Source organism: Chryseobacterium gossypii, from assembly GCF_041361455.1.
Classification (GTDB): domain Bacteria; phylum Bacteroidota; class Bacteroidia; order Flavobacteriales; family Weeksellaceae; genus Chryseobacterium; species Chryseobacterium gossypii.
The window spans coordinates 1-26,867 of record NZ_JBGCUR010000037.1 but is presented as its reverse complement, the minus strand read 5'-3'; the positions used below and the strand labels follow the sequence as shown (position 1 = coordinate 26,867).

Here is a 26,867-nt window from a genome sequence, read left to right as displayed (position 1 = left end):
AAAATGTAGCATAAAGAGTATATAAATTTTGTCTCAAAAATAGTTGCAAGTTCAGTATCCAGGTATTATTTTTCAGAGACAATATTGAATTCCTTCTCATAATATCCCCGATCAGGAAAATATGTTTTTATTGTAAAGCCTTTATTGTCCGGGATCTCATAAATTATATTTAGTAAAACTACTCTGATATCTCTGAATTAACTTTTCAAAATCTTCGTTATATAAGTTTTGTACGAACATAAAATGATTTATCAGTTACTTTCTTTTATTTTTCCATTACTGTCGATGATATATTTTTTAGATGTAATGGAGTTTGAAATTTGCGTTTTAACAATTATATTATATTTATCGTCTATAGAAAAATAAGTCACTTCTTTATTTTCTTCATCATCTGGTTCATACCATTCCCCTTCAACATACAATTTATCTGCTACGATATTATTTTTTATTGTTATTAAATAAAATCTGTACGAAAAATCTCCGCAATCTTGAGGGACTAAAAGGACACTAATATTATCTTTTGAGGGAAGTGTTATATACCGAAGTTTATCCTGACCGCAAATAAATTTCTCAATCCCTTTAATAGAATTACAAAGCAGTAGTTGATATTTAACTGTCTTAAGATCGATCTTATTATTATAAGGTAACTTTAGGTCACTTTCTTTAATACAATTTTCTTCGGGCTTCACTAATGCATTTTCTTTACCCATCAATTTATTTCCGAATTCCCTAAAAGACTCTTGGGCATCCGGCATAAGTGTTTGTAATATATTTTCATTTTTACCTTCAAGATTTATTTTTTCTACTTCTCCTGAACCATCATATGAAAACATATATGTTTCTTCATAAGTATCAGTCAGTACTTCATCTAGATACATATCCACCTTAAATTTCACTTTCACTGATTTGCCAACTGATCTTATATTTTCAGGCGAATAACTCATAGCACAACCAGAGCCACAGCTTATAACAAAAGATTCTTTCGTAAAATTATTGAGCTTATTTGAGCTTGATGAAATACTATCTTTTTTTTGAATTTGTATTGTCTCTTTTATATCACTATTTGTATTCCCCGATATGTTCTTTTTACATCCTATCAAAAATATCAGCAAGCATATAATGTATATTTTATTTATTTTCATTTTTTGAATTTATTAATGACATTTTAATTTGCTCCGGGGTAATGTGAGCTTTATTCAATCCGTCTCCTGCATAGTAAGATTCTCCTCCTTTAGCATATCTTATTATTCTCGAAATTACCTTTATCCTTTGTTACTTTATCACTTATACGTTTACCTTTTTCAACCCCTATGCTTGCTTATTCCTGTAAGCTTAATACATTGCATCTCTGTTCCCTCCCTCAAAGTTAAGTTTATACGTTATCGATTACTTTCTGTTATTTTTCCATTACTATCGATTATATATTTTTAAATGTAAAATGGAGGGTGAAATTTGCGTTTTTAATGTTTATATTATAGATTCATTTTACCGACTGCTAATTACAATTTTTCCTTTTTAAGCGGATATCTATCGTTCGGAGGATTTAAAAGGTATATTGTTTTCCCCGTCAAATAATATTTTTCATCGGTATATTTAATGATATATTCCAGTTTCTGATCTTTTTTCGATTTTATAACCAGTTTATCATTAGAAGAAAACTCAATAAATAAATCATTAATTTCATTCTTTTCTCCATTAATTTCTTCTATAATAAAAACATCTTCATCGTTAGGAATATTAATAATATAATGCACCTTATAATCTCCATCTATCCTTGATATTTTAAAATCGGAAGAATAGCTTCCTTTCCATTGGGAGAAATTCTTTTTAATTTGTGTGTCACTAGTCTTTTTTTCTTCTTGGCTTTGAATTCCAAAAGTGAAATATTCTTCTAGGCCTAGATTTTCTTCTGATAGTAAATCTACAGGTATTGGGCAATGAATTATTTTGGTATCAATAGGCAAAGGTCTTAATTTTAAACCTTTATCCAGTGCAAAACTTTTATTGATTTTAAAATAATTATTCTTTTTGTCAAACATCCCAATAGCAATACCATTTTTATTATCCCCGAATATCACATTAAGGGAATAAACCTGATGAAATGGAATCTGTATTGTATCTCGTAATATATTTTTTTTATCGAAAAAAAGAAGAATATTCTTTTTATCTGATCTATCGTTAACAATGTTTCTTACATAATAATTATCAAATGAGGTCCCTGTATAATCTGGCTCAAAATACCTTCCTCCTTTTATTTTCAGAAGAGCATCTAAATTCTTTGAATTATAAAAACCATCCTCAACATTCTGTTTATCAATAACAAATTCTGTATTTATAAAATTCTGAGATTGATAATTACACCCGTTGAAAATAAGTAACAAGAATTGTAATAAAAATAATTTCTTTGAATAGCTTTTCATTGTGATTTTTTAATTATTCAGAACATTATTATACTTCTCCGGAATTTATTTTTTGCAAAATCTGTGATAATCTACTGCCTTCCTGAGATTTATACCGCCCGAATCCTGAAAACTCTTCGTTATGTAAGCTTGTACAAACATAAAATGATTTATCAGTTACTTTCTTTTATTTTCCTATTACTGTCTCTTGTTTACACATTCAGCTTTTTTTTCACTGTCGACCAGTGCACTGAAAATTTCATCATTGGACCTCTGAAGACTGACCCCGGGGTGAAAAGTACAAATCTGCGCCTTGTTATCCTGCCAGGATTCTACCTCATGTATGACTTTACTGACTATAAAATTATTGTTCTGATAGCTTACAAAGTAAATGTACTTATTTGTGCCTTTGGGGAAATCCGTTTCCACAGAAAATCCATTTCCGTTCTTTTTAATTTCAGATATCTGATTCCCGCCATCCTGGGAAAAGTTAGTAGATTTCAGTTTCAGTGCATATCCGTTGTTATCATTAAAGAAAACCAATAAACTATCACCTGTATTAGGCTTATTGCTGAAAACCTTGTCGTCTTTACCATCTCCGTTAATATCAAAGGATATACTGAAAAAGTCATCATTTTTAAGATAAGAATCTATATTCGCATTTGGAGACGTGACATTAGAATTTTTACTAAGTTTCATATAGTAATCAACCAAAGAATAAATTTGAGGCTTGCCGCCTTCTTCATAGTCTATTACCAACCAACTGTTTACATTGTTTTTTTTACTGAATAAAAATTGTTCTTTTTCAAAATTGATATTTGGCTGTTTAACATAAATAACCTTTCCTTTTAATTTTGATGAAATTTCAGCCATGTAATAGTTATTATCATCGGCCATAGTATAAAAATCACTTTCCCCAATAGCTTTTTTTAGAGAATCTATTTCTTTTTCATTGGGATATACCATATAAATCCCGGATTTTGTAATTATTGTATCGCTATTCTTTTTTGCTTCCTTTTGTTTTGTGATCAGTGTGGCTGATTGCATATTCTTCTTACAGGAAACATTTAATGTAAAGAGTAAAAATACTCCTAATACGATTTGATTAAGTTGTTTCATTATTGGCTTATTTCAATATGATAGGCTCCATTTTCATCCAATAATTGGTGGAGCTCTGTTCTTTTCTGCATTTCGGTTTTAAAATCATTAGGATTGGATAATCTGCGTATAGAAACATCAAATGTATTCATTACATTAGGATCTGCCAAATGTTTTGATACAGTAGAAGGGCCAAGTTCATTAATTTTGGCTTCCATATCTGCAATGATTTCCTGTTCGGATTTTTTTGCATTTATTCCTGCTGTATAAACGTCTATCACCTGATCCCCTGGATTAGCATAAATACTTTTCTGAACCGCTGCCCCAGTTCTTTGTATATTATCATACATAATCCTAGCCTGGTCTGCCGGTGTTCTCGCCGTGCTGGTAATGTAAATATCATAATTTTTAGAAGCTGTTCCCACTTCTTCCAGAATGGTACGCGTTCTTTGTGAAATATTATCTGCTGAAGCCGTATCACCCTCAAAATGGATGTTTACATTATTGTTGCCAGTCGAAACGGTTCCAGCATTGGCACATTCTTCAGGGTATTTGAAAATCTTTTTAATTTTTTTTAGATAATTCCTTCTTTCCATTCTTCCATTATCACCACCGTTTACAAGCCAGCTCACTGTATCAATATAATCTGCATCTGCTAATAGATTAATATTAACGGCTCCATATTTTTTGGTTTTGCCGTCAATTTCGTAACTAAATTCCTCTTTCGGATATTGTTTTCCAGTAGAACCATCATATTCACTGAATGAAGTTTTCGATATAGTCCAAGTTGTTCCAGGATTCAGCATCTTCCCCTGTTTCCAAAACCATCCTGCACTGTCAACAGCAAGATTAAGCTCTTCCGCTACTTTTTCATAATCAGTCACTACATCTATTCCGGAATAGGCTTTATATCCTGCATAATTATCTTTCCATGTTAACTGCATCAGTCCTCTTCCCACATATGGTTTATAACTGTCTTTTCCGTTATATTCTTTGGTAGTCTGCAATCTATCAGTTTCATGATAGATCTGAGCCAAGAAGTGTATCTTTCTGATACAGGTATTGATTTCATATTTTGTAAATATTTCATTCAATTTTTTCACAAAACTTTCATTAGTCTTGTCATCAAGATTACAATTATCAGCAGTAAATATAGACCAAGTATTGGGTATAGATTCACTTTCTCTAAGTTGTTTAAGAATATCCTCAAATTCTACAAGAGTAATATCCCTGTTACAAAAGCATCTCTTACCTACAATGAAATAAGCTCCTTCTTTTTTCAAAAATTCTCCTTCATGTTTTTTTATATTCCCTCTACATTCTGCTTTTAACCAAAGATATTCGATTACATTTTTATAAACATCAAAAGTTATCTGATCTCCTTTTTTATAGGTTTGTTGAGTTAATACTTTTTCAATATCTTCAGCTTTTACATATTTTTTCTGAGCTGAAAGATCTGCTTTTACTTTATCCGCAATAATTCCAGCAATTTTTTTATTTTGTTCCGCAGTAGCCGTATTGTTGTTTCCTCCAAAAATATATGTATGAGTTCCATCTTTTATACCACTGAGCTTTTCTTTCCAAGTAGCCAGTGTTTCATCAGATTTCGGCCGAAGTTTTATTTTTACTTTTGCCAGATTATTTTGTACCACTGCTTTCAGTGTTGTTATTTCATTCCCATTTTCTTTAGCTTCTAATACCGGTAAATCGGTATCCCTTGCCACCAATACAGATTCTTTTTCCTTTATTTTGATGTTTACTTCTTTTCCGTCTAACAATAATGTTTGGGCAACAACATAAACGTCCTGTTCCAAAGGGGCACTGTTAATTCTTATGAACTCAGGGCCAAGCTTATAAAGATTAAATGAAATGGTTTCGCCTTTAGCATATGTTTCTTGAGTAAGTGCAGCTTTAATATCATCAATTTTAACATATTTCCTATCCTTTCTAACCTTATCATCTACTTTAGACTTGATAATTCCTGCAATTTTATCTTTATCTATTTTTACATTCCTATTTGCAAATGTGTAAGTATGCTGGCCGGCTACTTCATTAGTTTCTTTTATAAATTCCTCTTTAGCAAAATATGCATCCAGAAGGCCTTCCATCTTATTTTCTTGTACTGTTGTTGTGGTTTTCCCTCCAGGCGGCTGTTGAATAGGCTTTTGCTCAGGCTTTACTATTCCTTTACTTTCCTGGTAATCCCAGAGTTCGTTCCACCAGTCCAGGGCCTTGTCTATAATTCCTTTTTCCTCTTTTTGTGACCGAGGTTTTTGCGCCGCGGGGGACCCTTGTGCTCTTGGCGGAGCAGAGGATGCGGCAGGTTTAGGCTGTGGCTTCGGTTGTGGTTTACCTTTAGGCAATTCAAATGAAAAAGGGTTTTTAACCTCCACATTATTTGTGGAATGCCTTTTATTTTTATAATATTCCACAGTCACATAAAACTCCAGTTCTTTAGAATCAGTCTCTCCGTTGGCAGCTTTATGCATCAGGGCTTTTGTAAGCAAAAATTCCGCACTTGCCGTACCATTTTTGCCTACCACTACTTCTTTTTTATCTACAAAAAGATTTTGGGTACTGTGTCCTTTACCTTGGGTATCATCTTCCCAAAGCGTAAAAAGTAATTTTTCTCCCGTAAGATTCACACACTGGGCTTTGGCTACCAGCTTTTCCATATAACTGAACGTCGTTCCTTTGGAATCATCCACATACAATAGCTCCACCTTATTAATTTTAGGAACTTCTGCGGGCTGCGGATTGATTTCTATAGTCGTAGAATCTTTGCCTTCAGCTTCATATAAATAAGCCTCGAGGCGATAGGTATGTTTATGGGCAACTTCGCCGAACGTAAAGCTCCCGCTTCCTTTTTTTCTGATATTCGTGGTGGTAAAACGACCGTTAGACCGTTTTTTAAATAGCTCCCACGTTACCAATGCCGGATCTCGTTTTTCTTTTGGGGTGCCGGGATACCACTCTGCAATAGTGTATGTGGTGGTTTCCCCTACTTTCGGTTCCGGATTTCCCGATATTTTTGAAACTCCCTGTTTTGGCATAACGCAAGATTTAAGAATTAATAGGCATCGATCTCACTTTCTTCCACAGTCTCTTTGAAATCATCCATTCTGACAAGTGGATTAATATGCTGTACCGTTTTGGAATCTGCATTTTTCACATTCTTTTTACTCATTTCACCACGTTGCCCGTGATCCTTGATGGTAATTAGTCCTCCTACGGAGCATTGCAGCTCGGAAACCTCAGTAACACAGCTTTTACCCATTATTTTCACCTTTTCATAGGTCTTCTGCCATTTCCCCGCGGGAGCATAGGCACACGGCAAATATCCGCCTGAAGATGGTCTGAGCTTACATTTTCCAAAGCTGGGACCGGAAGGATTAAACTGAAGGTCATCTTCCGTTACCGCTAAATAATCCGGTTCTCCATCCGAGTCATTCCAATAATGTTTCTGATGGCTGGTAACTTTATATTGAGGGAATTGATCACCCTGATTGCATTGGGCTTTACCCTTTTGGACGACAAAATGTTTGCCGTCATGAGGTGACTGATCTGACATATTTTTATGATTTGGGTAACATCAAAGATAAAAATTTTACAGCAAAAAAAGCAAAAAAAGCAGAAATTAATCCTGCTTTTTAGTCCTATAACTTATTAATGCTTAGTGTATTCTGGTTCTTCCACAGGCATCATAGTAGGCATAAAGTATTCATTTAGCCAATAGAAAGTTTGCCCGTTCTGCTGTATCTTTACGGCAGGATTATTTCTGTGGGTCAGCATCCGGTCTGCCAGGTCCTTGTAATGGCGGAAGTATGTTCTTACCGTCTCATTAGTTACAATCTTGGATTTTCTCCAGCCTTTTAACTTATATTTGGACATCAGCTCTTCCTCGGAATTATCAAATCCTGTACTCACTCCTACAGCATAAGACATCGGCTGTTCGTACAGGTCACTTTTATCAAGAAACTTCACCGTAGGGTTATATTTTTTCAACAGATTTACAAATTCCTTGATTGCTCTCGACTGGTTGAAATCTGCTCTTTCGGCACCTGTTTTCTGGTAGACTTCTGTGTAGAAGGCTTTCAGATTATCGTATTCCGCCTCAGAGATCAGGATCCCTTTTTCAAGTCCCGGCTTATAATCTTTCAGTTCTTTTGGGATGTATCCTTTCACCAGGAACGGGCTTCCGTAATTGATCAGCTGGGCTGCGATACCTGCCGGAACCGGATTGGTAAGGCCGGGATATAGGTATTTATACTTTAAATCCACATCCGTTCTTCCTGCACCTACTGAGGAATGGAAGTAATCATTCAGGGATTTATCCAGTGTTTCATTGTCTAAGGTCACCTGAGCGATCAAGCTGTCAACAGATTTTTTAAGGTATCCGGGAGTTGCAATATCCCCTTTTTTAGGGAAAATCACAAAGCCCTGAGACATGCTTTGTTTCGGGTAATCCAAAGAGAAGAACCCTTCATCACCTTCCACCAGGTTAAAATTATTTTTGGTCAGGACATCATTCTGGTTAATGATCTTTTGTTTTTTGAGCTCTGCGATATTTTTAGCGGTATTGGTAACCACATTTTCCGCAAGGAGGACAAAATCGTTGTAGGTATCTGCTGATCTCGCACTGGTCTGGAACATGATCAGCCTTGCCTGCGCCTGGGTAAGAGAATTGATCACACCATACATGTTTCCGCTCTGGCTGGCGGAGGTACCCACCGTAACGATAATGTTGGTTTCATCAGGCACTCCTGAAAGAAGATTCCCTGCTGCCATCAGACCTTCACTTACAGGCTGATAACCGCTATTACTAGGGCAGCTCATCTCATTGGTTTTCTGATCAATAAAGGTGGTGATCTTGCTATAATCCGTGCTTAGATTTGATACTGCAACATTATCTCCGCAGGGATTGTTCTTATATAAAACAACACCATATTTTACGGTATTAAAGTATGACGGCTTTTCAAACCTAAGCTGCAAATCCTGAAGTAAAGATTTTACGATGGGAGAATAAGGGGCATTGGGAGCACTGATATCTAATGCAAAAACAATATTGATCCTTTTATTTTTCTCGGTAATTTCCCTGTACCGGTCAAAATAAATCGGCTCTCCCAATACGTTGAAAACGTAATTTTTACTATAATCTAAAATATTGGTAAAGTACTTCGTCTTCGAATTAGGGGTGGGTGTTTCATTTAATGATAAGCTTACAGGATAAATGTTTTCAAGAGGTGTTCTTTTATTGACATCCGTGAGCAGGATAGCGGTCCTGTTTTCTGTATTGCTTCCACCCGGCGAACCTTCATGAATACCCAGGGTGGTTTCAGTAACGCCTGTTGTATTTTTCATTTTTACAGCGGAACGTTCTCCCCACGGAGAGATCACATTTGAACTTACCCAGCCGTATAAGCCTGTACTGATGCTGTCCAGATCAATGGTCGGATTTTTCCCTACCAGGAATCTTTTATTATTTTCGGCCTGCTTATACACATAAACAATCTGTCCGTTCGGAATTTTCACATTGGCCTGCTCGATCAGACTCGGAGAGTTGAATACCATAATCGAGTCATTTTTATAATACCTTTCCGAATTTCTAATCACTTCACTGTTACTTGGTACAACGGCTACCCTTACCGGAAATCCTGTTTTTTCGCTCTTTAAGGAATTATTCCAGAGAAGAAGATCGGATTCAGGAATCCATCCATAGGTTTTAATTGATTTCGACGAAACTTTTTTCATCAAAGCATCAGGAATATACTCCGCTACTTTTACCATTCCGTCTTTACTTTTTAAAACCATCAGAGGCTCCAGGAATTTTACTTCCTTATATGATTTTTCATCGTTTTTGTCAAGGTAGGCCGTATTTCTGGACCGGTCTGAAATAGCAATCCACGGCACTGATTTTTTAGAAAATCCATTGATAACCGGTGAATTATCAATATGTCCGTATTGCGAAGGCTCGGGAGTTCTCTTTGACGGCAGTTTTACCTGACAGCCCGTTAATATTACTGAAACTCCTATATAATATGCTGCTAGAGGAAATTTACTTTTCATCCTATTTATCTTTTTATGATTGGTGCATCCGGAGAAGCCGGATTCTTTATTATTTGCTTTGGTGTATATCAACTTTAGTTACACAGTTCTGCGCATCATCAAAGTTTACCTTTACTGTCTGAATGACGTTGTTCTTATCAAACTGGAGACCTGCACAGTACATATAGAAATTATTTACTTTACTGTCATTCACCTTTACAATGGTATTTTCATTATTACAAAGGTATGTTCTCAGTAAATAATTATAATGTGTATTGAAATTGTTCCCGTTGGCAATCTGCTGTAAATGATATTTAAAATCATTATCGATCTTGGCATAGGCATCCTCCACACTCACCTCTTCTTCTAATGCATCATAAGCAGGAAGGACTTTGATATGGTGTAAAACAGGCTCGATGCTTTCGTCCGTATATAATGTAACCACATAATCTCCCGGTTTTTTATAGGAATAGATGGCCAATTTGTCCTTAGAGTCTATATTCCCTGTTTCACCGAATTTCCATGTAAACTGTTTGGCCTCAGATATCGCACGAAACTGTACATTTTCAAACTGCATGGCCTGGGAAGGGGCATCTATCGTTGCCTTCACGGCTACCGTATCTTTCGGTTTCGGGGTTCTTCTTGCTGAAACCATTACCTGGAAAGATTTGGTATATTTATTATCAATGATCAAAGTCACCTGATAATATCCCGGCTTATTATAAAAATGGAATCCACTGCTTTTATCCGAGGTTGTTCCGTCCCCAAAATTCCATCTTTTGGTTTTTGCAAACTGTGTTTTATCCTCGTATAAAAGAGTATCTCCCACAGCCACCGAAGATGGATATACCACCCCTACAATATCATCAGCAGAATGTATGACCTTTTTCTGCAGCCAGAGCGCAACCAAAGCGGCTATAAGCAGAGTTGCGATAACCCCGATAATAATGTTCTTCTTGTTCTTTTCAAAGTAATTCATAATTAAGATTGTGTGATGTGTTTTTATAATTTTTTCCTTAATGTATTATTGGGTTCTCGCCTTATATGCGTTTTCCCGCTGAAAAAGCTGGTTCTTCTTTTCCTTAAAGCCTATGGAGCACTCCTCAAATTGTTTTTCAAAGTTTTTTATATTTTCTGTTTTACTTGAAATAACTTTTTTATCCGTAAAATACATTTTGTAAAACTTTGCAATCTGCGGATAAGCGTCTTTTCTGATATCTGTAATGTTGTTATTCCCGTTTTCAAAATAATTGGCCACATCGTTGATCCCGTACATTATATTATCTTCAACAAAAGGCTGAAGGGATTCGTCCGTCAGCTTATTGATCATAGAGAAAGTACTGTCCAGTATTTTATAGGAATATTTCTGCTGCTGATCAAACCTCGACTTCTCCTCAAGGTTTTTTATGGAAATGATATCTTCATCGGAAAATGGTGACTCATATCCTTTAAGGAAGATTACTCCTAAAAATATAAGTGCTGCCAAAAGCATCAGCAGCAAATAAAAGAACTGATAATGTTTTTCTTTTTTAGATAATGTGATTTGTCCCTGCATAGCTTTTTATTTATCTTCTCCTTCTGTTACCTGTAAATTTCCTTGTAGGATCCACTTTCAATTCATTATTCACAATCCCTACTTTGCCCCGGCACTCGCTAAGGTCTCTCAGAGCGGTCTGTTCCTTATAGGAAACTTTTACGATCTGGTCCTTTAGAGCCAGCATCGGCCCGATCTGTTTCATCAGAATGGCATAATGCTTAAAATTGTCTACACTGTCTTTCCCCATGATATTTTTGGCATCCCTTACGTTATCCATAATATAATTCCGTAAAAAGATATCATTGTCCACCTTCTTAATGTCAAGCTGGTTCATTCTGTACAAAATACTATCGACGTGGATCCTCAGCAGATCGCTGCGGGTAAGAAGCTCCCGGTAATCATCAGCCTGTTTTTTGATTCCTTCTCTCTGGGTATCATAACTCTTGAAAAAGAAAAATACACTACTGAATGAAACAATAGATAAAACGACAAAAGACAGAATAAACTTCCAAATGCCTATCCTGACGTCTGATTTGTTTAATTTTTTCTCCCTGTTCGAAGACATAATTGTGATTTGTTTGGGCTTGTGAAAATATAAAAAAAAAAATTTATGCACAATATCTGCTTTTTGTGGTGAAATAATATCCTCTCACCGATTAATTTAAGTTTAATTTTCACTTTCGTAAGTTTTTCATAAATTAGGCCTCAGAATTTTATTATCATTCGCCAAATCGATACTAAAGTGAGTAAGCTGTTAACCAATACTGTGCGATTTTCCATTGCCGACAGTGATTTTTATTTTAAAAAGATAATGATCAAGACGCTTATGGAAAACCCGTTCTACATGCTTCTTAATGACTGCAATAATGGCCATGAGCTCATCAGCAGAAATTACAGAAGACAGGAGGATGTATTCCTGATAGAGCTTTTCATGCCGGTATTGAGCGGGATTGAAGCCATAAAATATATCAGAAAAAGCAATACTGAAACCCCTATCATCACCTATTCGGGGACATACCAGGAAGATATGGCCGAAATTCTTTCGAAAATTCCCAATACTTACTATTGCGAGAAAAAAAGCAATATTATCAAAGAAATTGTTAAAGGGAAGATCGCTTCAGACAGCTTTGACTACGATGCCTATTCCAAAGAATGGGAACAACAGCCCCTTGCCGTTCAGGAATATATGGAAAGGCAAAAAAAGAGCCAGGAAGAGCTTTCACCTACGGAAATACAGCTCATGAAATTCTGTTATGAAGGTTTCAGCAATAAGGAAATCGCTGAAAAGCTGAACCTGAGCACCAGAACCATTGATACATACATCAACAGGCTTACTGAAAAGCTCGGCTTAAAAACAAAACTTCATCTTATCCGTTTCTGTGTGGAAAACGGATACTACAATTCCAGCATGTAAAGCTACCATAACATAATTGTAATATATAGTAAACAGTAAGATTTCAACCCTTTACCGAAAAATATTTTGCCACTAATTTGTTAGTATTCAATTTTTTTAACTAAATTTGCACACCTAAAATTTAAAATTAAAAAAGGAAATGACAAAGGCAGAATTGGTAAACACCATCTCAAATAAGTTGGGAACAGAAAAGAATGAAACACAGAAAGTTGTAGAAGCTTTTATGCAGGAGATCAGAACTTCTATGTATAATGGGGATAACGTTTATCTAAGAGGTTTCGGTTCTTTTATTATTAAAACGAGAGCTGCTAAGACAGGAAGAAATATTTCTAAGAACACTGCAATCGAGATTCCTGCTCATAACATTCCTGCTTTCAAGCCTTCAAAATCTTTTGTGGAGAAAGTAAAAACCAAAGTTGCAGTAAAATAAGACATTAACTGAATATTAACTAGTTACTAAAAAATTAAAATTATGCCAAGCGGAAAGAAAAGAAAAAGACACAAGGTTGCAACTCACAAAAGAAAGAAAAGAAGGAGAGCAAACAGACATAAGAAAAAATAATCTCTTTTCTTGAGATTTACAATATAATAATATAGTTGGTGGTTTTAATTTTTAAAGGTTCACCGACTATATTTTTGTTTTGCAACTATAAGATTCCGCAGAAATATAAGGACCCCGGTTGCTTCTACAAAAAACTCATTCGTTTTAATTTAATTCCTATATTTAAAACTTATTAATTGAGAAAAAACCATGCCTATTTCCTGTAATCTTAACAATTTATCTTATAACAAAAATGAAGAAAGAACTAATAGTTTCGCATGAAGATGATCTTACAAAGATTGCGCTGCTGGAGGATGGAAGACTATGTGAACTTCATGAGCAAGAAGACAAAAGCGATTTTATAGTTGGAGATTTGTTTATAGGAAGAGTAAAAAAGCTGGCTCCAAACCTTAATGCCGCATTCGTAAATATCGGATACAATAAAGATGCTTTCTTGCATTATCAGGATTTAGGGCCACAATATCTTACCTATCGAAAGTTTCTGAGAGATACGATTTCCAGGAAACAAAATTCTTCAAGCCTGAAAAATTTCGAAATACAACCCGAGATCGATAAAAACGGAACTGTAGACAAAATTATCGCTAAAGATGACCTTGTACTGCTCCAGATCACCAAAGAGCCCATTTCAACCAAAGGGCCCAGAATTTCCACTCAGGTCTCTTTAACAGGACGTTTCCTGGTTTTGATACCTTTTGATAATAAAGTCTCGATTTCCAAAAAGATCAAAAGCGCCGAGGAAAAAGAAAGATTAAGAACACTGATCGAAAGTATCAAGCCTGAGGGATTCGGCGTTATTATAAGAACCGTGGCCGAAGGAAAGAAGGTTGCAGATCTTCATAATGACATGAATCAGCTGATCCAGAAATGGGAAAGTACCTTTAAAAATATTCAGAAGAATAAGGTTCCGTCCAAGGTTTTAAATGAAGAAGATAAAGCTTCAGCCATATTAAGGGATAATTTCAACCAGGATTTTGTAAGCATTATCTGTGATGACGAGCAGATGGTGAATGAAATGAAAAATTACCTGGAAGTTATTGCCCCGGAAAGGAAGAATATCGTCCAGTTTTACGATTCCCATATTCCCCTTCTGGAATACTATAATGTAGAAAAACAGCTTAAGCAGAGCTTCGGAAAACATGTCAACATTCCAAGCTCTAAAGGCGCGTATCTTGTCATTGAGCACACAGAAGCACTACACGTGATCGATGTAAACTCCGGGAATAATATCACAACCGGAACAGCCGTTAATAAAGAGCATGCCCTGAGGGTCAATAAAATGGCGGCCACAGAGATTGCAAGACAGCTCCGCCTCCGTGATATGGGAGGGATTATCGTTATTGATTTTATCGATATGACCAACCCTGATCACAGAAAAGAATTGTACGAACATCTGAAAGAGGAAATGAAACGTGACAAAGCCCGTCACAAGATTTTACCTCCAAGTAAATTCGGTCTTATACAGATCACCAGACAAAGAAACCGTCCGGAAAAACAGATCGAAACCAAAGAAGAAAACCCTAATAAAGACGGAGAAATCGTTGCTCCGATCGTGATCGTGGAAAGAATGGGCGAAACCCTCAGAACCATTCTGCAAAAAGAAAAAGGAAAAATTTATCTGCATGTACATCCATTTGTGGAAGCCTATCTTACCAAAGGGATCAAAAGTATACAGATGAAATGGTTTATGAAATACAAGAAGTGGGTGACCATTATCCCGAGAGATTCCTTTAAATATCTGGAATATAGAGTCTATAATTCAAAAAAAGAAGAGTTGATAGGATATTCCAATTAAACAAAAAATATAGGCCTCCGTATTTACGGAGGTTTTTTATTACCTTTAGCCATAACTCTTTACAAATCCCTGCTTCAGGCAAATAAGATCAAAAATATTTTTAGATATGGATAAAACCAGAATGAAGGAACACCATTACAAAGCTACCATACAATGGACCGGTAATAAAGGTACAGGCACCAGCAGCTACCGGGACTACGAAAGAAGCCATACGATCTCCGTACAAAATAAACCCGTGATCGAAGGCTCTTCCGACCCTGCATTCCGTGGTGACAAAACCAAATACAATCCTGAGGAAATGCTTTTAGCGTCCCTTTCCTCCTGCCACATGCTCTGGTATCTTCATTTCTGCTCTGAAGAAGGAATTATTGTGACCGATTATACAGATAACGCAGTAGGAGTTATGGAGGAAACAGACAACGGAAGTGGCCGTTTCACAGAGGTTGTCTTGAACCCAACCGTAACTGTAGCCGGAGAATCAATGGTAGAAAAAGCCAGAGAGCTTCATCATAAGGCCCATGAATTTTGTTTTATTGCCAACTCTGTCAATTTTCCTGTAAAATATATCACCACAGTGTCTTTGAAAACAGTGTAGCCTGGCTTGATTCAGGCCCTCCTTCCAGAACAGGATACCTGGTTAATTAATGTTAATAGTCTTTCTTTCTTCAGTATATATTGTTAAATTTACGCTATGGAAAGTTTTGGAAAAGATCTGTTAAGGAAAATAAAAAGTGTGGAATTACCGGGGGAAAACGCCCATGGTGTCTTTTCACCTCCCTACCGTCCTGTCTTCACCTATGATGAAATCCTGGCGAAGAATCCAAAATTTGCCGCCGTAAATATTGTCCTTTATATTAAAAACAATGAATGGTATTTCCCTCTGATCCAAAGAACGGTAAACCAGCATGACAGACATAGCGGGCAGATTTCTTTGCCTGGTGGGAAACGGGAGGAAATGGACCAGGATTTTGCCGAAACGGCAATCCGTGAGACCTCTGAAGAAATAGGTATTGACAAGCATTATGTACGGGTGATCAGGCAGATGTCTCCTATCTATATCCCTCCGAGCAATTTTTACGTATATCCCTATATCTCATACACCAGGAAAAACCCTGTTTTCGTTTTACAGCAAAGCGAAGCGGTAGAGACAATAGAATTTCCGATCACTTCTTTTTTAAGCCTTCCTGATAACCCGGAACTTATGGCTTTACCCAGCGCCGGGGGAAATGAAGTTCCCGTAATCAATTTTAACGGCTACATTATCTGGGGAGCTACGGCAATGATATTGAGCGAATTCAGCCAGTTGCTGAAAAAAATGTAACTTTGCACTATCGTGTTTAATTGAGAGATGGCGAAGAAAAATATTTTCACCGATGCGTTCGGGACACCTTATTTTTTAAAAAGGTTAGTGATTTTTATTTTAGGATTGGTATCGTACAGAAGGTTCAATGGCTTTAATAAACTGAAAATCACCGGTACCGAACACCTTGTGGATCTGCCGGATTCCAATGTGTTGTTCGTATCAAACCATCAGACATATTTTGCAGACGTAGCTGCAATGTACCATGCATTCTGCGCTGTAAACAACGGATATTTAAACACTATAAAAAACCCTATCTATCTGCTTAACCCCAAGATAGATTTTTACTACGTTGCGGCTGAAGAAACCATGAACAAGGGTATTCTTCCCAAGATATTCAAAATTGCAGGGGCCGTAACGGTGAAAAGAACCTGGCGGGCTGAAGGTAAAAATGTCAACAGGATGGTGGATATGAGCGAGGTAGATAATATCATGAAAGCCCTGGACAACGGCTGGGTGGCAACTTTCCCTCAGGGTACCACCGCCGCTTTCGCACAGGGAAGAAGAGGAACGGCAAAATTGGTCAAAAACCAGCGCCCTATCGTGATCCCCATCAAAATCAACGGATTCAGAAGGGCATTTGACAAAAAAGGACTCCGTGTAAAGGTAACAGGCGTAAAACCTACCATGGAGTTTAAAGCACCTCTTGATATAGATTATGAAAAAGAGAATGCCCAGGAAATCCTTCTAAAAATCATGACTGCTATTGAACAGACGGAAGATTTCAACGTACTACACAATTATGATGAAGAACTTAAAGCTAAAAAATTAGGACAAAAAGATTCAGATAATTAAAGTAGATTGATATGAAAAGAATAATAGGAATCTTATTCGCTCTCATAGTATTGGTTTCATGCAACAGCCAGAAAGTATATTCAGATTTTGACATAAGCTTTTCCAGAAGTGGCGGCTACGCCCCGGTTTATGAGAATTTACTGATTAAAGGCAACAATGCATATTACTCTTTTGAGGGCCAGGGAAAGAAATATAAACAGAATTTTAAAATTTCTGACGAAGATTTAAAAAAACTGGACAATACCCTTTCACAGAATAATTTTAGAAGGATACAGGAAGATCATAAGAAGCTCTATGATAATATCACCACTTCTATCAACATTAAAAAAGGGCCTAATGAAGGCAGCAAGACCGATGCCAGCCTGGTGATGCCAAATTATAAAACCAACTGGAACAACATAATGAATGCCTTCCAGGAGATCATTAATAACAATGTTAAAAAACAGTAAATAAAATTGAAGACCCATTTTATTGCTATTGGCGGGAGTGCCATGCATAATCTTGCAATTGCGTTAAAGGACAAAGGATATCAGGTAACAGGCTCCGATGATGCTATTTTCGAACCCTCAAAATCAAGGCTTGAAAACAAGGGAATTTTACCCGGAGAGATGGGGTGGTTCCCTGAAAAAATCACTCCAGACCTGGATGCCGTAATTCTCGGGATGCATGCCCATCAGGACAATCCCGAACTGGCAAAAGCAAAAGAACTGGGCTTAAAAATATATTCCTACCCGGAATTTCTTTACGAGCAGTCGAAAGATAAAACCAGGGTGGTGATCGCAGGCTCTCATGGCAAAACGACCATCACATCCATGATCCTTCATGTACTGAACTTTCATCATAAAGATGTGGATTTTATGGTAGGGGCACAGCTTGAAGGCTTTGACTGCATGGTGAAACTCACTCAGGAGAACGACTTCATGGTGCTTGAAGGGGATGAATATCTCTCCTCTCCCATTGATCTCCGTTCCAAATTCTTATTGTACCAGCCCAATATTGCCCTGTTGAGTGGAATTGCCTGGGACCACATCAATGTTTTCAAGACCTTTGACGACTATGTGGAGCAGTTCAGAAAATTCGTTGCCAGCATTACTCCCGGTGGGGTCCTCGTGTATAATGAAGAAGATCCCGAAGTGGTAAAAGTAGTGGAAGACGCGGAAAATTATTTTAGGAAGATCCCTTATAAAACCCCTGACTATGAGATCACCAGCGGAAAAGTATACCTGAAGACGGAAATGGGAGACATCCCGCTTTCTGTTTTCGGAGCCCATAATCTGTTGAATATGGAAGGGGCAAGACATATCTGCCGGCAATTGGGGATCATGGATGAGGATTTCTATGAAGCCATTATGAGCTTTAAAGGAGCTTCAAAACGTCTTGAAAAAGTAGACAGGGAAGATGGCGGTATCCTTTACAAAGACTTCGCCCATGCACCAAGCAAAGTTAAAGCAACTGTAAAAGCTTTCGGAGAGCAGTTTAAAAATGAGAAAAAATACGGTTTTCTGGAACTCCATACCTATTCAAGCCTGAACCCCATTTTCCTCGAGCAATATGATCATGCCATGGACGGCCTTGATGAAGCAGTGGTATTCTACTCCGAAGATGCCCTGAAAATAAAAAGGATGGAGCCTATTTCTCCGGAACTGATCAAAGAAAAATTTAAAAATGATCGTTTAAAAGTATTTACCAATGCAGAAGAACTCCATGCTTACTGGAATACGCTCGATAAAACCAAAGGAGTGTATCTGATGATGAGTTCGGGCAATTTCGGCAACCTGGATCTGACGAAATAATATACAGCTCCTTCCGGCCGGAAGGAGCTGATAAATATTTTTATAAAACGACGGCTAAATCTTTTCAGATTCGTCTATAAGGCCTTTCAGTATCTCTTCTGAAGAAAGCTCACTGTAACGGTGGATAGACTGCCCTGCCCAGATGCTTACAAAATCCGTATTACCTAGCTTTTTTGAGGCTTTCCGGAGCTCATTCGTAAGCTTATTCTGATAGGGGTACGGCAAAATATACTCTGACCTTTCCAATACCTCTGTATATTTATTTTTAATCCCCCTTGCATAGCGTCCCGAAAAGCTTCGGGTCAGAACGATGTCTCTTTCATTCACATTCCTGAGCCTTTCCTTTTCAAATGCCTGCAGGGCACTTTCCTGTGAAGCCAGTAAAATGCTTCCAACCTGAAATCCCTGCGCGCCCAGATCCCTTGAAGCCTGTAAAGTTTTGGCATTGTAAATCCCTCCTGCATAGATCAATGGAACTTTTACATGGTCATAAACCCTGGATAATAAAGACAATCCCCCGATCTGCGGTATATTTTCCGCATCAAAAGTTCCCCGGTGACCTCCCGCTTCAATCCCCTGCACGCAAATAACATCAATACCTGATTTTTCGAGCGCCAGAGCTTCCTCTACAGATGTACATGTTCCCACAAGGATGACACCGTTTCCTTTAAGCTTTTGAATGCTGCTATCATCCAGATTGCCGAAAGTAAAGCTTAAAATTTTACAATTCTCATCCAGAATCATATCGATCTGCTCATGATAACCGTTCACTTTGATATCCTCAAGATCAGGAAGAACCACATCAATACCGTTTTCTGCGGCCAATTGTTCGATGAAATGTTTCGTGCGGGTGAATTTCTCTTTTAAGTCCCCGTTAACTTCAGGAATATGATGGGTGAAAATATTTACTGCAAATGGTTTATCCGTTAGCTTCCTCGTTTCCCTGATTAGTTTGGCAGAAGCATCCGCCGGAAGATCAGCTAAAGCCAATGATCCCAGACAGCCTGCCCGAGCCGCTGCTGCAGCCATTTCCGGAGTGCTTACCCCAAACATGGGAGCCTGGATCACAGGGTATTTTACATTAAATTTTTTAGTAATAGTGTTTGGCCAGAACATATTTTTTTTATAAAAATATACAAAAAAGAAGCAATAAACATTGCTTCCTCTATTTTTTATACAGCTTTTCAGATGTCCGCCACAGAATTTAGCATTTTTCTTTCCCACTCAGGGTCCTTCGGATCAAAAAACAGTCTTTTTCCGGTATCCAATGCGCGGATCGCATCCATTTCATCTTCTGACAATTCAAAATCAAAAACATTAAAATTCTCTTCAATTCTGGATGGGGTTACAGATTTCGGGATTACTACAAAGCCTTCCTGTAAATGCCATCTTAAAATTACCTGGGCCACAGTTTTGTTGTATTTTCCGGCAATAGTCTGTAAATCTTCATTATTCAAAAGCCCGGCATTTCCATTTCCAAGCGGGCTCCACGGTTCGGTCACAATATTATTCTCCCGGTTATAAACCTGCAGCTCTTTCTGCTGAAAAAGCGGATGCAGTTCGATCTGGTTGATGACAGGAATAACCGTTGAATTGGCTTTCAGTTCCTCCATTTTTTCAATGGTAAAATTACATACTCCTATTGCCCTGATCCTTCCTTCACGGTACAATTCCTCCAACGCCTTCCAGGCACCCGTAAAATCCCCGAAAGGCCAGTGCAGCAGGTACATATCCAGATAATCCATCTGTAACCTGTCCAATGTTCTTTGAAATGCAGGTTTAGCCTTTTCGTATCCGTGATCCTGAACCCAGAGTTTTGAAGTGATAAACAGCTCATCCCTGCTTACCCCGCTGTTTCTTACAGCTTTTCCCACTGCCGTTTCATTAAGGTAAATAGAGGCCGTATCGATCATCCTGTACCCTGTATCGATCGCTTTGATTACGGCATTTTCACATTCTTTCAGGTCATCCATCTGCCAGACTCCAAACCCAAGCGCCGGAATATCAACTCCGTTATTCAATGTTACCACAGGTTGTCCTGTATAGGTTTTGTTTTCCATATTCCTGTTATTTTAGTATAAACAAATTTGCAACAAAAAATTGAAATTTCCTGTATTGATATGGCCTTATAAATTTCAATTCTTCTTACGATACTCTTCTCAGGAGATCAACAGCTACATCAGCTTCCAGTCATTTTCCGGTCTTCTCATTCCAAATCTTTATTTTTGCAGTCAAAATTACCCATCATGTCACACCAGTTCAGATTAGCACAACCGGAAGATCATCCCAGGATTATAGAAATCTGGGAATCAGCAGTAAAAGCTACCCATGATTTTCTTGCCGAAGAAGATTTCAGATACTTTAAAGAAATTATTCCACGGGATTACCTTCCGGCCCTGGAAGTTTATCTGATCATCGAAAATGGAGAGGCTAAAGGCTTTGCTTCTGTTGCCGAAGGCTGTCTGGAAATGCTTTTCATTCATAGTGAAGTCCGTGGCCAGGGTTATGGCAGAAAGCTTTACCAGTTTATAAAGGAGAAAACAAAGCTCACCAGAGTGGATGTTAATGAACAAAACCTGCAGGCAATAGGATTTTATGAAAAAATGGGTTTCAGAAAGATCGGAAAAAGACGCTTCAGGAAAAGATTACCCGATCATCCATATGAGCTTACCGGTGGAGCATTATACCTTCAATAAAATCCCTGCTGACGCAGAAATTCCATATGAGCTTCTCCTGCTGGCCGATGAAACTAAAGAAGCTATAGACCGATACATCTCCGGATGCGATATTTATATTTTAAATAACGGAATCAGGGATATTGCCGTATTGGCACTTCACAAAAACAACAATGCAGAAATTGAAATCAAAAATATAGCTGTTGCCGAAGGCTACCGCAGTCAGGGAATAGGAAGCTTTTTAATTGAAAAGGCCAAGGAAATTGCAAAACAAAACCGGTACACGTCCCTGCTCGTAGGAACTTCAGATACGGGTCTTCAGCAAATAAGATTTTATAAAAAGAACGGCTTCACGGAAAAAGGAGTCATCAAAAACTTTTTCATAGAAAACTACCCCTTCCCTATTTATGAGAATGGTTTACAGATGTACGACATGGTTATCCTTTCCCATGACCTTTCTGAATAGTCCTTTGATATGCTCGATCTCCGTATGGTAGCTGGTTTTCTTTCTGCATCCGAAATACAGGGTATTTTCAAGCTTTTTATCACCTTGCCAGATCAGTTTGATTTCCCCGTTCTCGATTTCATTTTTACACAGAAAATCCGGAACAACCGCAAGACCGGCTCCACCTTTCAGGCAGCGGATGATAGAATTTAGATTGGGAACAATATAATTGGGGCGGAAGTTCGGCTTATGTCCGAAATTCAGTATCCAGAACTGGAAAAGATGCTCCATATCTCCTGTTGTTCCATACCATTTTTCCTGCTTCAGCCAATCTTCCACATATTCCGGCCCTTTAGACTCCACAATGGCATTGAAGCTTTCCGTATCTACATCTTTACCGCCTACCAGAATGATCTGCTCAGAAGAAAATGCTTCATGCTCGATATTGGGTGAAACTCCTTTTTTAGGAGTTATGATCAGATCCAGAATCCCCTTATCCAGCTGGTCAAGCATTTCAGGGTACTCCCCGAAACTGATGATCAGATTAAACGGCAGAGTGGAGACGTACTGCTCCAGAGTGGTCTGGAAAGTCTCAAAACACATGCCCACACTTATCGTAGGGGTATGTTTTTCAGTAGACTTCTGAAAATTCTTTTCCACATCCTCCAGCTTGGACAATGGCTCTGCAATAGCATTGAACAAAACTTTCCCTCTCTCCGTCGGTATCATTTTCCGTCCGGTCCTGTCAAACAATTTATATCCAACATAGGCTTCCAGTGAGCTCAGATGGAGGCTTACGCCAGGCTGAGAAATGAATAAGGCATCGGCAGCCCCTGTGAGCGTCCCGGTTTTATAAATAGCCTTAAAGGTTCTGTACCATTCCAGATTAACCATAATTATTAATTATAAATATTCTGATACAAAATTACAAAAATAATCAGATTAATAATAATATTACAGATTGCAATAATTTTAGCCTCACTTCGGGCTATTCATCTCTTTAATCTTCCACACTCATAACTCATAACTTTCTATCATAATTATAATAACAAACTATAATTTATATTATTTTTATTATACGAAATCCCAGACTAACTTTGCACCATAATTTTAAAGATCATCAAAACAATGAAAAAAGTATTAATAATTAACGGAGGACAAAATTTCGGGCATTCCGGAGGAAAATACAACCAGACGGTTACAGAAAATACCCTGGAAGTTCTGAAAGAATTAGGAAATGTAGAAGTAAAGATCACAAATGTTGACGAAGGTTATGACAAGGATGAAGAGGTACGTAAATTCGTCTGGGCAGATTATATCATCTACCATACCCCCATCTGGTGGTTTCAGCTGCCGAACGGCCTGAAAAAATATATTGATGAGGTATTCACCGCAGGACATGCGAAGGGCATCTATATGAGTGACGGGAGAACTGCAGATAACCCACAGATCAATTACGGAACAGGAGGAATGCTTGGAGGAAGAAAATATATGGTGACCACAAGCTGGAATGCCCCGGCAACCGCTTTTACCCTTCCCGGAGAGTTTTTCAATGAAACCGGTGTGGATAACGGACCATTATTTGGATTCCACAGAATGAACGCTTTTGTCTCACTGGAAAAGCTGGAAAGCTTTCACTTCCACGATGTGGAGAAAAATGCCAATGTAGAGCGTGATATGAAGCTTTACAGGGAGCATCTTAAAAATATTTTCGAAAAAGAACTAAAACCGCAACTGGCCTCATGAAAATTTATCTTACAGCCCTTATAAAAGCCAGAGAAGAACACCGTGCCGAAGTTCTGGATATGCTTCAGAATATGGTAAAAGAGACCAGAAAAGAAGAAGCATGTGAATTGTACAACCTGCATCAGGGAATTGACGACAGTAATCTCTTTATCTTCTATGAGATCTGGAAAAGTGAAGAAGGGCTGGCTTTACATAACCAGCAGCCATACATCAGGGCATTCGGTGCCTTGGCTGACGAAAAATTACAGGAAAAACCACAGATATTTACAACCAAAATCATTGATTTATGAAAAAAACAGCCCTTTTATTCATCATCTTTTTCACTATAAGCTTCATTCATGCACAACATAAAAAATCTGATATGAAAAATAAAATTTTATTTGTCGTGACCAGTCACGATAAAAAAGGAAATACCGGAGAAAATACAGGATATTATCTGGGAGAGGTTTCGCATCCCTGGGAAGTGCTTCACAAGGCAGGATATGAAATTGATTTCGTAAGCCCGAAAGGCGGTACTCCGCCGGTAGATGGTTTTGATCTGAAGGATCCGGTAAATAAGGAATTTTGGGAAAACAAAGAGTATAAAAACAAAATTGATCATTCTTTGCAGCCGTCCCAGGTAAACCCTGATGATTATTCTGTCATATTTTATGCCGGAGGACATGGTGCAATGTGGGATTTGGCAGATAATGCGGAATTGGCCGGCATTGCCGCTAAAATTTATGAAAAAGGGGGTATTGTGGCAGCAGTTTGCCACGGGCCGGCCGGCCTTGTCAACATTAAACTTGGTAACGGTAAATATCTGGTCGACGGTAAAAAGATCAATGCTTTTACCAATGAAGAAGAAGCAGAGGTAAAATTAACAGATATCGTTCCTTTCCTTCTTGAGGACAAATTAAAAGAAAGAGGGGCCAGATTTGAGAAGTCAGGGCTATGGCAGCCCTATGTGGTGACAGATCAAAGAGTGATTACAGGGCAAAATCCTCAGTCCGCAAAAGGTGTTGGTGAGGCTATTCTAAAGGAATTAAGAAAATAGATCAAAATTTAATACGAAGAAATGGAATACAGAAAATTAGGAAACACAGACCTGGAGCTTTCAGTGATCACATACGGAGCATTCGCTATCGGTGGAAATATGTGGGGAGGGAATGAAAAAAAGGATTCTATCAGCTCTGTTCATGCTTCTTTGGACAATGGTGTAACGTCTATTGATACGGCTCCTTTTTACGGTTTCGGGCTGAGTGAGGAAATGATCGGCGAAGCCATTAAGGGTAAAGACCGTTCAAAAATCCAGTTACTAACCAAATTCGGGCTGGTCTGGGATGGAAGTAACAATGGGAAAGGTGAATTTTTCTTCGATGCTGAAGACAATGGTAAAGCAATCCCCGTCTATAAGTATGCTTCAAAAGAAAACGTAATAAAGGAAGTTGAGCAAAGCCTGAAAAGGCTGGGGACAGACTACATTGATCTTCTGCAGCTCCATTGGCCGGACAGCACCACGCCAATAGCCGAAACAATGGAAGCAATGGAACAGCTGATCGGCCAGGGAAAGATCCGTGCAGCCGGTGTGAGCAATTACAGTGTCGGGCAAATGGAAGAGGCCGGCAAAACCATGAAACCGGCAAGTAACCAGGTGTCTTACAGTATGCTGAACCGTGCGATTGAAAAGGATCTGGTGCCTTATTCTTTGGAAAACAACTCCGGGATCATTGTTTACAGTCCTATGGAACGAGGTCTGCTGACCGGAAAGTATTTCGGGGATAACCAATTAAAGGATAATGACCACAGGAACGGTTATTTTTCACAATTTGACCTGAATAAAGTAAAATCATTCCTTGAAAAAATAGAGCCTGTAGCAAAGGAAAAAGCGGTAAGCCTTTCTCAGCTGGTGCTGCGCTGGACCACTTTACAGCCCGGGATTACCGTTGTTCTTGCAGGAGCCAGAAACGCCACTCAGGCGATTGACAATGCTAAGGCCATGTCTTTCGATCTGACCCGGGAAGAGCTGGATTTTATCGATTCGGCACTGGCGGAAATTTAATTTATGGCTTTTGGCTGTTTGATGCAAAAATTTCATTCCTGATTTAAAAGATCATTAATATGAATGCAGTGAAAACCATAAGTATCCTCATCTTTACCCTGTTGGTGAATCCCTTTTCAGCACAGCAGAAAAACATCTGCCGTTATACAAAAACACCGGCGGGGTTTCTGATGGTGCTGCGGCAGGGCGATGATGTGATTGCCCAAATTGAAGGCCTTGCAAAAGCTGAGAATATTCCTTCAGCGAATTTTACCGGGATCGGCTTTGCCCAGGAAGTGACTTTCGGATTTTATGATTTCAATACTAAAAAGTTCAATCCAAAAACCTTCAATAAGGTAGAGATGGGAAGTTTAACGGGCTCTATAGCCTGGAATGAGAACGGCCCCTCCATTCATCTTCACGGGGTGGCCACTGATGACAAGTTCGATGCCTATGGCGGGCATATTCTGTCTTTGCATGTGGGAACGGGATCTATGGAAATTTATGTAACCGTGAACGGGAAAAAGCTTGAACGGGAGATCGAACAGCCTTTAAATGCCAATGTACTACAATTGGATTGCCGGCAACAATAACCAAATCAAAATAATATTAACAATGGAAAATATTCTAAAGGGTTTCTCACGGGCCAACCATGTGGGAATCACCGTTAAAAATCTGGAAAAATCAATTGCTTTTTATGAAGCTTTAACAGGAACCAGGGTTTCCAATATCGATGAAATCGGCGGGCCAAGAATGGCTAAGACTCAGGGACTGAACGATACTAAAATCAAATATGCCAACCTCCACCTGGAGAACCTCAATATTGACATTCTGGAATATGTTCTTCCCGAATCTGAGCAGGCATCTTATAAAAACAATCAGATCAGCGCTATGCATCTCTGCTTTGAAGTTGACAATATGGATGATGCCATTCAAAGACTGAAGGAAATAGGTGTGGAGCCTGAAGGCGAGCCTATTGTTTTTCAGGAGGAAGACGGCCTCAAATCCGGATTTGGAACTGCAGTTGCCTATTTCCGGGATCCGGATGGCATCAACCTGGAGATCATTGCACCCCAGGGCCCGTTTAAAAGAAAGAATGCTTAGCATCAACAAGAAAAGAGACTGCCTTTTGAGTAGTCGTGGTCGGAAGATTTTTTCTTCCGACTTTTTTATTAAAAACTTGAGA

Annotated in this window: 28 protein-coding genes; 16 read left to right on the top strand and 12 right to left on the bottom strand. The window is 38.2% G+C overall.

Going from position 1 to position 26,867, the window contains the following annotated elements:
• Positions 1-251: 251 nt before the first annotated feature.
• The 9 genes from ABMQ40_RS15355 to tssO (ABMQ40_RS15315) form a co-directional block, all read right to left on the bottom strand.
• Positions 252-1,142: a hypothetical protein gene (locus tag ABMQ40_RS15355; RefSeq protein WP_370901148.1), complete on the bottom strand. Its 891-nt coding sequence runs from the start codon at positions 1,140-1,142 to the stop codon at positions 252-254.
• A 357-nt stretch (positions 1,143-1,499) separates the two neighbouring features.
• The gene (locus tag ABMQ40_RS15350) at positions 1,500-2,420 is read right to left on the bottom strand and encodes a hypothetical protein (RefSeq protein WP_370901147.1); all 921 of its coding nucleotides are present in this window, start codon (positions 2,418-2,420) and stop codon (positions 1,500-1,502) included.
• 177 nt (positions 2,421-2,597) lie between these two features.
• Positions 2,598-3,518, bottom strand: a complete 921-nt coding sequence (locus ABMQ40_RS15345; protein WP_370901145.1) for a hypothetical protein — start codon at positions 3,516-3,518, stop codon at positions 2,598-2,600.
• On the bottom strand, positions 3,518-6,550 hold the full coding sequence (locus ABMQ40_RS15340) for a glycoside hydrolase family 19 protein (RefSeq protein WP_370901143.1): 3,033 nt from the start codon (positions 6,548-6,550) through the stop codon (positions 3,518-3,520). Before ABMQ40_RS15340 ends, ABMQ40_RS15345 begins: the two co-directional genes overlap by 1 nt.
• Before the next feature lie 17 nt (positions 6,551-6,567).
• Complete coding sequence (locus tag ABMQ40_RS15335) at positions 6,568-7,068, bottom strand: DUF4280 domain-containing protein (protein ID WP_370901141.1); 501 nt, start codon at positions 7,066-7,068, stop codon at positions 6,568-6,570.
• Between the two features lie 95 nt (positions 7,069-7,163).
• Complete coding sequence (gene tssR, locus ABMQ40_RS15330; protein ID WP_370901139.1) at positions 7,164-9,563, bottom strand: type VI secretion system protein TssR domain-containing protein; 2,400 nt, start codon at positions 9,561-9,563, stop codon at positions 7,164-7,166.
• A gap of 49 nt (positions 9,564-9,612) precedes the next feature.
• The gene (locus tag ABMQ40_RS15325; RefSeq protein WP_370901137.1) at positions 9,613-10,521 is read right to left on the bottom strand and encodes a PKD domain-containing protein; all 909 of its coding nucleotides are present in this window, start codon (positions 10,519-10,521) and stop codon (positions 9,613-9,615) included.
• 45 nt (positions 10,522-10,566) lie between these two features.
• A complete protein-coding gene (gene tssO / locus ABMQ40_RS15320; RefSeq protein ID WP_370901135.1) occupies positions 10,567-11,097 on the bottom strand; it encodes a type VI secretion system TssO in 531 nt (176 codons plus the stop codon).
• Between the two features lie 10 nt (positions 11,098-11,107).
• On the bottom strand, positions 11,108-11,644 hold the full coding sequence (tssO, locus tag ABMQ40_RS15315; protein WP_370901133.1) for a type VI secretion system TssO: 537 nt from the start codon (positions 11,642-11,644) through the stop codon (positions 11,108-11,110).
• A 177-nt stretch (positions 11,645-11,821) separates the two neighbouring features.
• On the opposite strand from tssO (ABMQ40_RS15315), the gene ABMQ40_RS15310 reads away from it, so the two are divergent.
• The 8 genes from ABMQ40_RS15310 to ABMQ40_RS15275 all read left to right on the top strand — a co-directional run bounded on the left by ABMQ40_RS15310 (position 11,822) and on the right by ABMQ40_RS15275 (position 18,795).
• A complete protein-coding gene (locus ABMQ40_RS15310; RefSeq protein ID WP_370901131.1) occupies positions 11,822-12,493 on the top strand; it encodes a LuxR C-terminal-related transcriptional regulator in 672 nt (223 codons plus the stop codon).
• Positions 12,494-12,632: 139 nt separating this feature from the next.
• Positions 12,633-12,923 carry an HU family DNA-binding protein gene (locus tag ABMQ40_RS15305; protein WP_002984212.1) on the top strand — a complete coding sequence of 97 codons (291 nt, stop codon included), beginning with the start codon at positions 12,633-12,635 and terminating at the stop codon, positions 12,921-12,923.
• A gap of 364 nt (positions 12,924-13,287) precedes the next feature.
• Entirely contained in the window at positions 13,288-14,847 is a 1,560-nt protein-coding gene (locus tag ABMQ40_RS15300; RefSeq protein ID WP_370901127.1) for an Rne/Rng family ribonuclease, read from the top strand.
• 121 nt (positions 14,848-14,968) lie between these two features.
• Positions 14,969-15,442 (top strand): OsmC family protein, encoded by a 474-nt coding sequence (locus tag ABMQ40_RS15295; protein ID WP_370901150.1) that lies wholly within the window; start codon positions 14,969-14,971, stop codon positions 15,440-15,442.
• Positions 15,443-15,538: 96 nt separating this feature from the next.
• A complete protein-coding gene (locus ABMQ40_RS15290; RefSeq protein ID WP_370901125.1) occupies positions 15,539-16,168 on the top strand; it encodes an NUDIX hydrolase in 630 nt (209 codons plus the stop codon).
• Between the two features lie 27 nt (positions 16,169-16,195).
• Positions 16,196-17,002 (top strand): lysophospholipid acyltransferase family protein, encoded by an 807-nt coding sequence (locus tag ABMQ40_RS15285; RefSeq protein ID WP_370901123.1) that lies wholly within the window; start codon positions 16,196-16,198, stop codon positions 17,000-17,002.
• An 11-nt stretch (positions 17,003-17,013) separates the two neighbouring features.
• Positions 17,014-17,451, top strand: coding sequence for a hypothetical protein (locus ABMQ40_RS15280; RefSeq protein WP_370901121.1), 438 nt, complete (start codon positions 17,014-17,016; stop codon positions 17,449-17,451).
• Between the two features lie 6 nt (positions 17,452-17,457).
• Complete coding sequence (locus ABMQ40_RS15275; protein ID WP_370901119.1) at positions 17,458-18,795, top strand: UDP-N-acetylmuramate--L-alanine ligase; 1,338 nt, start codon at positions 17,458-17,460, stop codon at positions 18,793-18,795.
• A gap of 54 nt (positions 18,796-18,849) precedes the next feature.
• On the opposite strand, the gene ABMQ40_RS15270 is transcribed toward ABMQ40_RS15275, so the two are convergent.
• Together ABMQ40_RS15270 and ABMQ40_RS15265 are read right to left on the bottom strand one after the other, a co-directional pair.
• Positions 18,850-19,911 (bottom strand): NAD(P)H-dependent flavin oxidoreductase, encoded by a 1,062-nt coding sequence (locus tag ABMQ40_RS15270; protein WP_370901117.1) that lies wholly within the window; start codon positions 19,909-19,911, stop codon positions 18,850-18,852.
• 68 nt (positions 19,912-19,979) lie between these two features.
• On the bottom strand, positions 19,980-20,855 hold the full coding sequence (locus tag ABMQ40_RS15265; RefSeq protein ID WP_370901115.1) for an aldo/keto reductase: 876 nt from the start codon (positions 20,853-20,855) through the stop codon (positions 19,980-19,982).
• 186 nt (positions 20,856-21,041) lie between these two features.
• Here ABMQ40_RS15265 and ABMQ40_RS15260 point away from each other — a divergent pair, with 186 nt between their 5' ends.
• Positions 21,042-21,491, top strand: a complete 450-nt coding sequence (locus tag ABMQ40_RS15260; protein ID WP_370901113.1) for a GNAT family N-acetyltransferase — start codon at positions 21,042-21,044, stop codon at positions 21,489-21,491.
• Positions 21,391-21,936, top strand: coding sequence for a GNAT family N-acetyltransferase (locus ABMQ40_RS15255; RefSeq protein WP_370901111.1), 546 nt, complete (start codon positions 21,391-21,393; stop codon positions 21,934-21,936). Before ABMQ40_RS15260 ends, ABMQ40_RS15255 begins: the two co-directional genes overlap by 101 nt.
• Here the strand turns inward: ABMQ40_RS15255 and ABMQ40_RS15250 are convergent.
• Positions 21,889-22,809 (bottom strand): LysR family transcriptional regulator, encoded by a 921-nt coding sequence (locus ABMQ40_RS15250; protein WP_370901109.1) that lies wholly within the window; start codon positions 22,807-22,809, stop codon positions 21,889-21,891. The two genes, ABMQ40_RS15255 and ABMQ40_RS15250, sit on opposite strands and share 48 nt — an antisense overlap.
• Before the next feature lie 234 nt (positions 22,810-23,043).
• On the opposite strand from ABMQ40_RS15250, the gene ABMQ40_RS15245 reads away from it, so the two are divergent.
• The 6 genes from ABMQ40_RS15245 (at position 23,044) to ABMQ40_RS15220 (ending at position 26,785) form a co-directional block, all read left to right on the top strand.
• Positions 23,044-23,661: an NAD(P)H-dependent oxidoreductase gene (locus tag ABMQ40_RS15245; protein WP_370901107.1), complete on the top strand. Its 618-nt coding sequence runs from the start codon at positions 23,044-23,046 to the stop codon at positions 23,659-23,661.
• Positions 23,658-23,951, top strand: coding sequence for a putative quinol monooxygenase (locus ABMQ40_RS15240; RefSeq protein WP_370901105.1), 294 nt, complete (start codon positions 23,658-23,660; stop codon positions 23,949-23,951). Before ABMQ40_RS15245 ends, ABMQ40_RS15240 begins: the two co-directional genes overlap by 4 nt.
• Before the next feature lie 71 nt (positions 23,952-24,022).
• The gene (locus tag ABMQ40_RS15235) at positions 24,023-24,697 is read left to right on the top strand and encodes a type 1 glutamine amidotransferase domain-containing protein (RefSeq protein ID WP_370901103.1); all 675 of its coding nucleotides are present in this window, start codon (positions 24,023-24,025) and stop codon (positions 24,695-24,697) included.
• Between the two features lie 21 nt (positions 24,698-24,718).
• On the top strand, positions 24,719-25,702 hold the full coding sequence (locus ABMQ40_RS15230) for an aldo/keto reductase (RefSeq protein WP_370901101.1): 984 nt from the start codon (positions 24,719-24,721) through the stop codon (positions 25,700-25,702).
• A gap of 59 nt (positions 25,703-25,761) precedes the next feature.
• Positions 25,762-26,274 carry a PPC domain-containing DNA-binding protein gene (locus tag ABMQ40_RS15225; RefSeq protein ID WP_370901099.1) on the top strand — a complete coding sequence of 171 codons (513 nt, stop codon included), beginning with the start codon at positions 25,762-25,764 and terminating at the stop codon, positions 26,272-26,274.
• A gap of 22 nt (positions 26,275-26,296) precedes the next feature.
• Positions 26,297-26,785 carry a VOC family protein gene (locus ABMQ40_RS15220; protein WP_370901096.1) on the top strand — a complete coding sequence of 163 codons (489 nt, stop codon included), beginning with the start codon at positions 26,297-26,299 and terminating at the stop codon, positions 26,783-26,785.
• Positions 26,786-26,867: the final 82 nt, after the last annotated feature.

Bases quoted from the DNA above. Each gene is read 5' to 3' on its own strand.
- ABMQ40_RS15285 (WP_370901123.1), top strand. From the start codon at position 16,196: ATGGCGAAGAAAAATATTTTCACCGATGCGTTCGGGACACCTTATTTT.
- ABMQ40_RS15220 (WP_370901096.1), top strand. From the start codon at position 26,297: ATGGAAAATATTCTAAAGGGTTTCTCACGGGCCAACCATGTGGGAATC.
- ABMQ40_RS15245 (WP_370901107.1), top strand. From the start codon at position 23,044: ATGAAAAAAGTATTAATAATTAACGGAGGACAAAATTTCGGGCATTCC.
- ABMQ40_RS15325 (WP_370901137.1), bottom strand. From the start codon at position 10,521: ATGAATTACTTTGAAAAGAACAAGAAGAACATTATTATCGGGGTTATC.
- ABMQ40_RS15230 (WP_370901101.1), top strand. From the start codon at position 24,719: ATGGAATACAGAAAATTAGGAAACACAGACCTGGAGCTTTCAGTGATC.
- ABMQ40_RS15225 (WP_370901099.1), top strand. From the start codon at position 25,762: ATGAATGCAGTGAAAACCATAAGTATCCTCATCTTTACCCTGTTGGTG.
- ABMQ40_RS15355 (WP_370901148.1), bottom strand. From the start codon at position 1,142: ATGAAAATAAATAAAATATACATTATATGCTTGCTGATATTTTTGATA.
- ABMQ40_RS15345 (WP_370901145.1), bottom strand. From the start codon at position 3,518: ATGAAACAACTTAATCAAATCGTATTAGGAGTATTTTTACTCTTTACA.
- tssO (WP_370901135.1), bottom strand. From the start codon at position 11,097: ATGCAGGGACAAATCACATTATCTAAAAAAGAAAAACATTATCAGTTC.
- ABMQ40_RS15340 (WP_370901143.1), bottom strand. From the start codon at position 6,550: ATGCCAAAACAGGGAGTTTCAAAAATATCGGGAAATCCGGAACCGAAA.
- ABMQ40_RS15265 (WP_370901115.1), bottom strand. From the start codon at position 20,855: ATGGAAAACAAAACCTATACAGGACAACCTGTGGTAACATTGAATAAC.
- ABMQ40_RS15335 (WP_370901141.1), bottom strand. From the start codon at position 7,068: ATGTCAGATCAGTCACCTCATGACGGCAAACATTTTGTCGTCCAAAAG.
- ABMQ40_RS15270 (WP_370901117.1), bottom strand. From the start codon at position 19,911: ATGTTCTGGCCAAACACTATTACTAAAAAATTTAATGTAAAATACCCT.
- ABMQ40_RS15235 (WP_370901103.1), top strand. From the start codon at position 24,023: ATGAAAAATAAAATTTTATTTGTCGTGACCAGTCACGATAAAAAAGGA.
- ABMQ40_RS15280 (WP_370901121.1), top strand. From the start codon at position 17,014: ATGAAAAGAATAATAGGAATCTTATTCGCTCTCATAGTATTGGTTTCA.
- ABMQ40_RS15255 (WP_370901111.1), top strand. From the start codon at position 21,391: ATGAAAAAATGGGTTTCAGAAAGATCGGAAAAAGACGCTTCAGGAAAA.
- ABMQ40_RS15260 (WP_370901113.1), top strand. From the start codon at position 21,042: ATGTCACACCAGTTCAGATTAGCACAACCGGAAGATCATCCCAGGATT.
- ABMQ40_RS15295 (WP_370901150.1), top strand. From the start codon at position 14,969: ATGAAGGAACACCATTACAAAGCTACCATACAATGGACCGGTAATAAA.
- ABMQ40_RS15305 (WP_002984212.1), top strand. From the start codon at position 12,633: ATGACAAAGGCAGAATTGGTAAACACCATCTCAAATAAGTTGGGAACA.
- ABMQ40_RS15300 (WP_370901127.1), top strand. From the start codon at position 13,288: ATGAAGAAAGAACTAATAGTTTCGCATGAAGATGATCTTACAAAGATT.
- tssO (WP_370901133.1), bottom strand. From the start codon at position 11,644: ATGTCTTCGAACAGGGAGAAAAAATTAAACAAATCAGACGTCAGGATA.
- ABMQ40_RS15250 (WP_370901109.1), bottom strand. From the start codon at position 22,809: ATGGTTAATCTGGAATGGTACAGAACCTTTAAGGCTATTTATAAAACC.
- ABMQ40_RS15290 (WP_370901125.1), top strand. From the start codon at position 15,539: ATGGAAAGTTTTGGAAAAGATCTGTTAAGGAAAATAAAAAGTGTGGAA.
- ABMQ40_RS15350 (WP_370901147.1), bottom strand. From the start codon at position 2,420: ATGAAAAGCTATTCAAAGAAATTATTTTTATTACAATTCTTGTTACTT.
- tssR (WP_370901139.1), bottom strand. From the start codon at position 9,563: ATGAAAAGTAAATTTCCTCTAGCAGCATATTATATAGGAGTTTCAGTA.
- ABMQ40_RS15240 (WP_370901105.1), top strand. From the start codon at position 23,658: ATGAAAATTTATCTTACAGCCCTTATAAAAGCCAGAGAAGAACACCGT.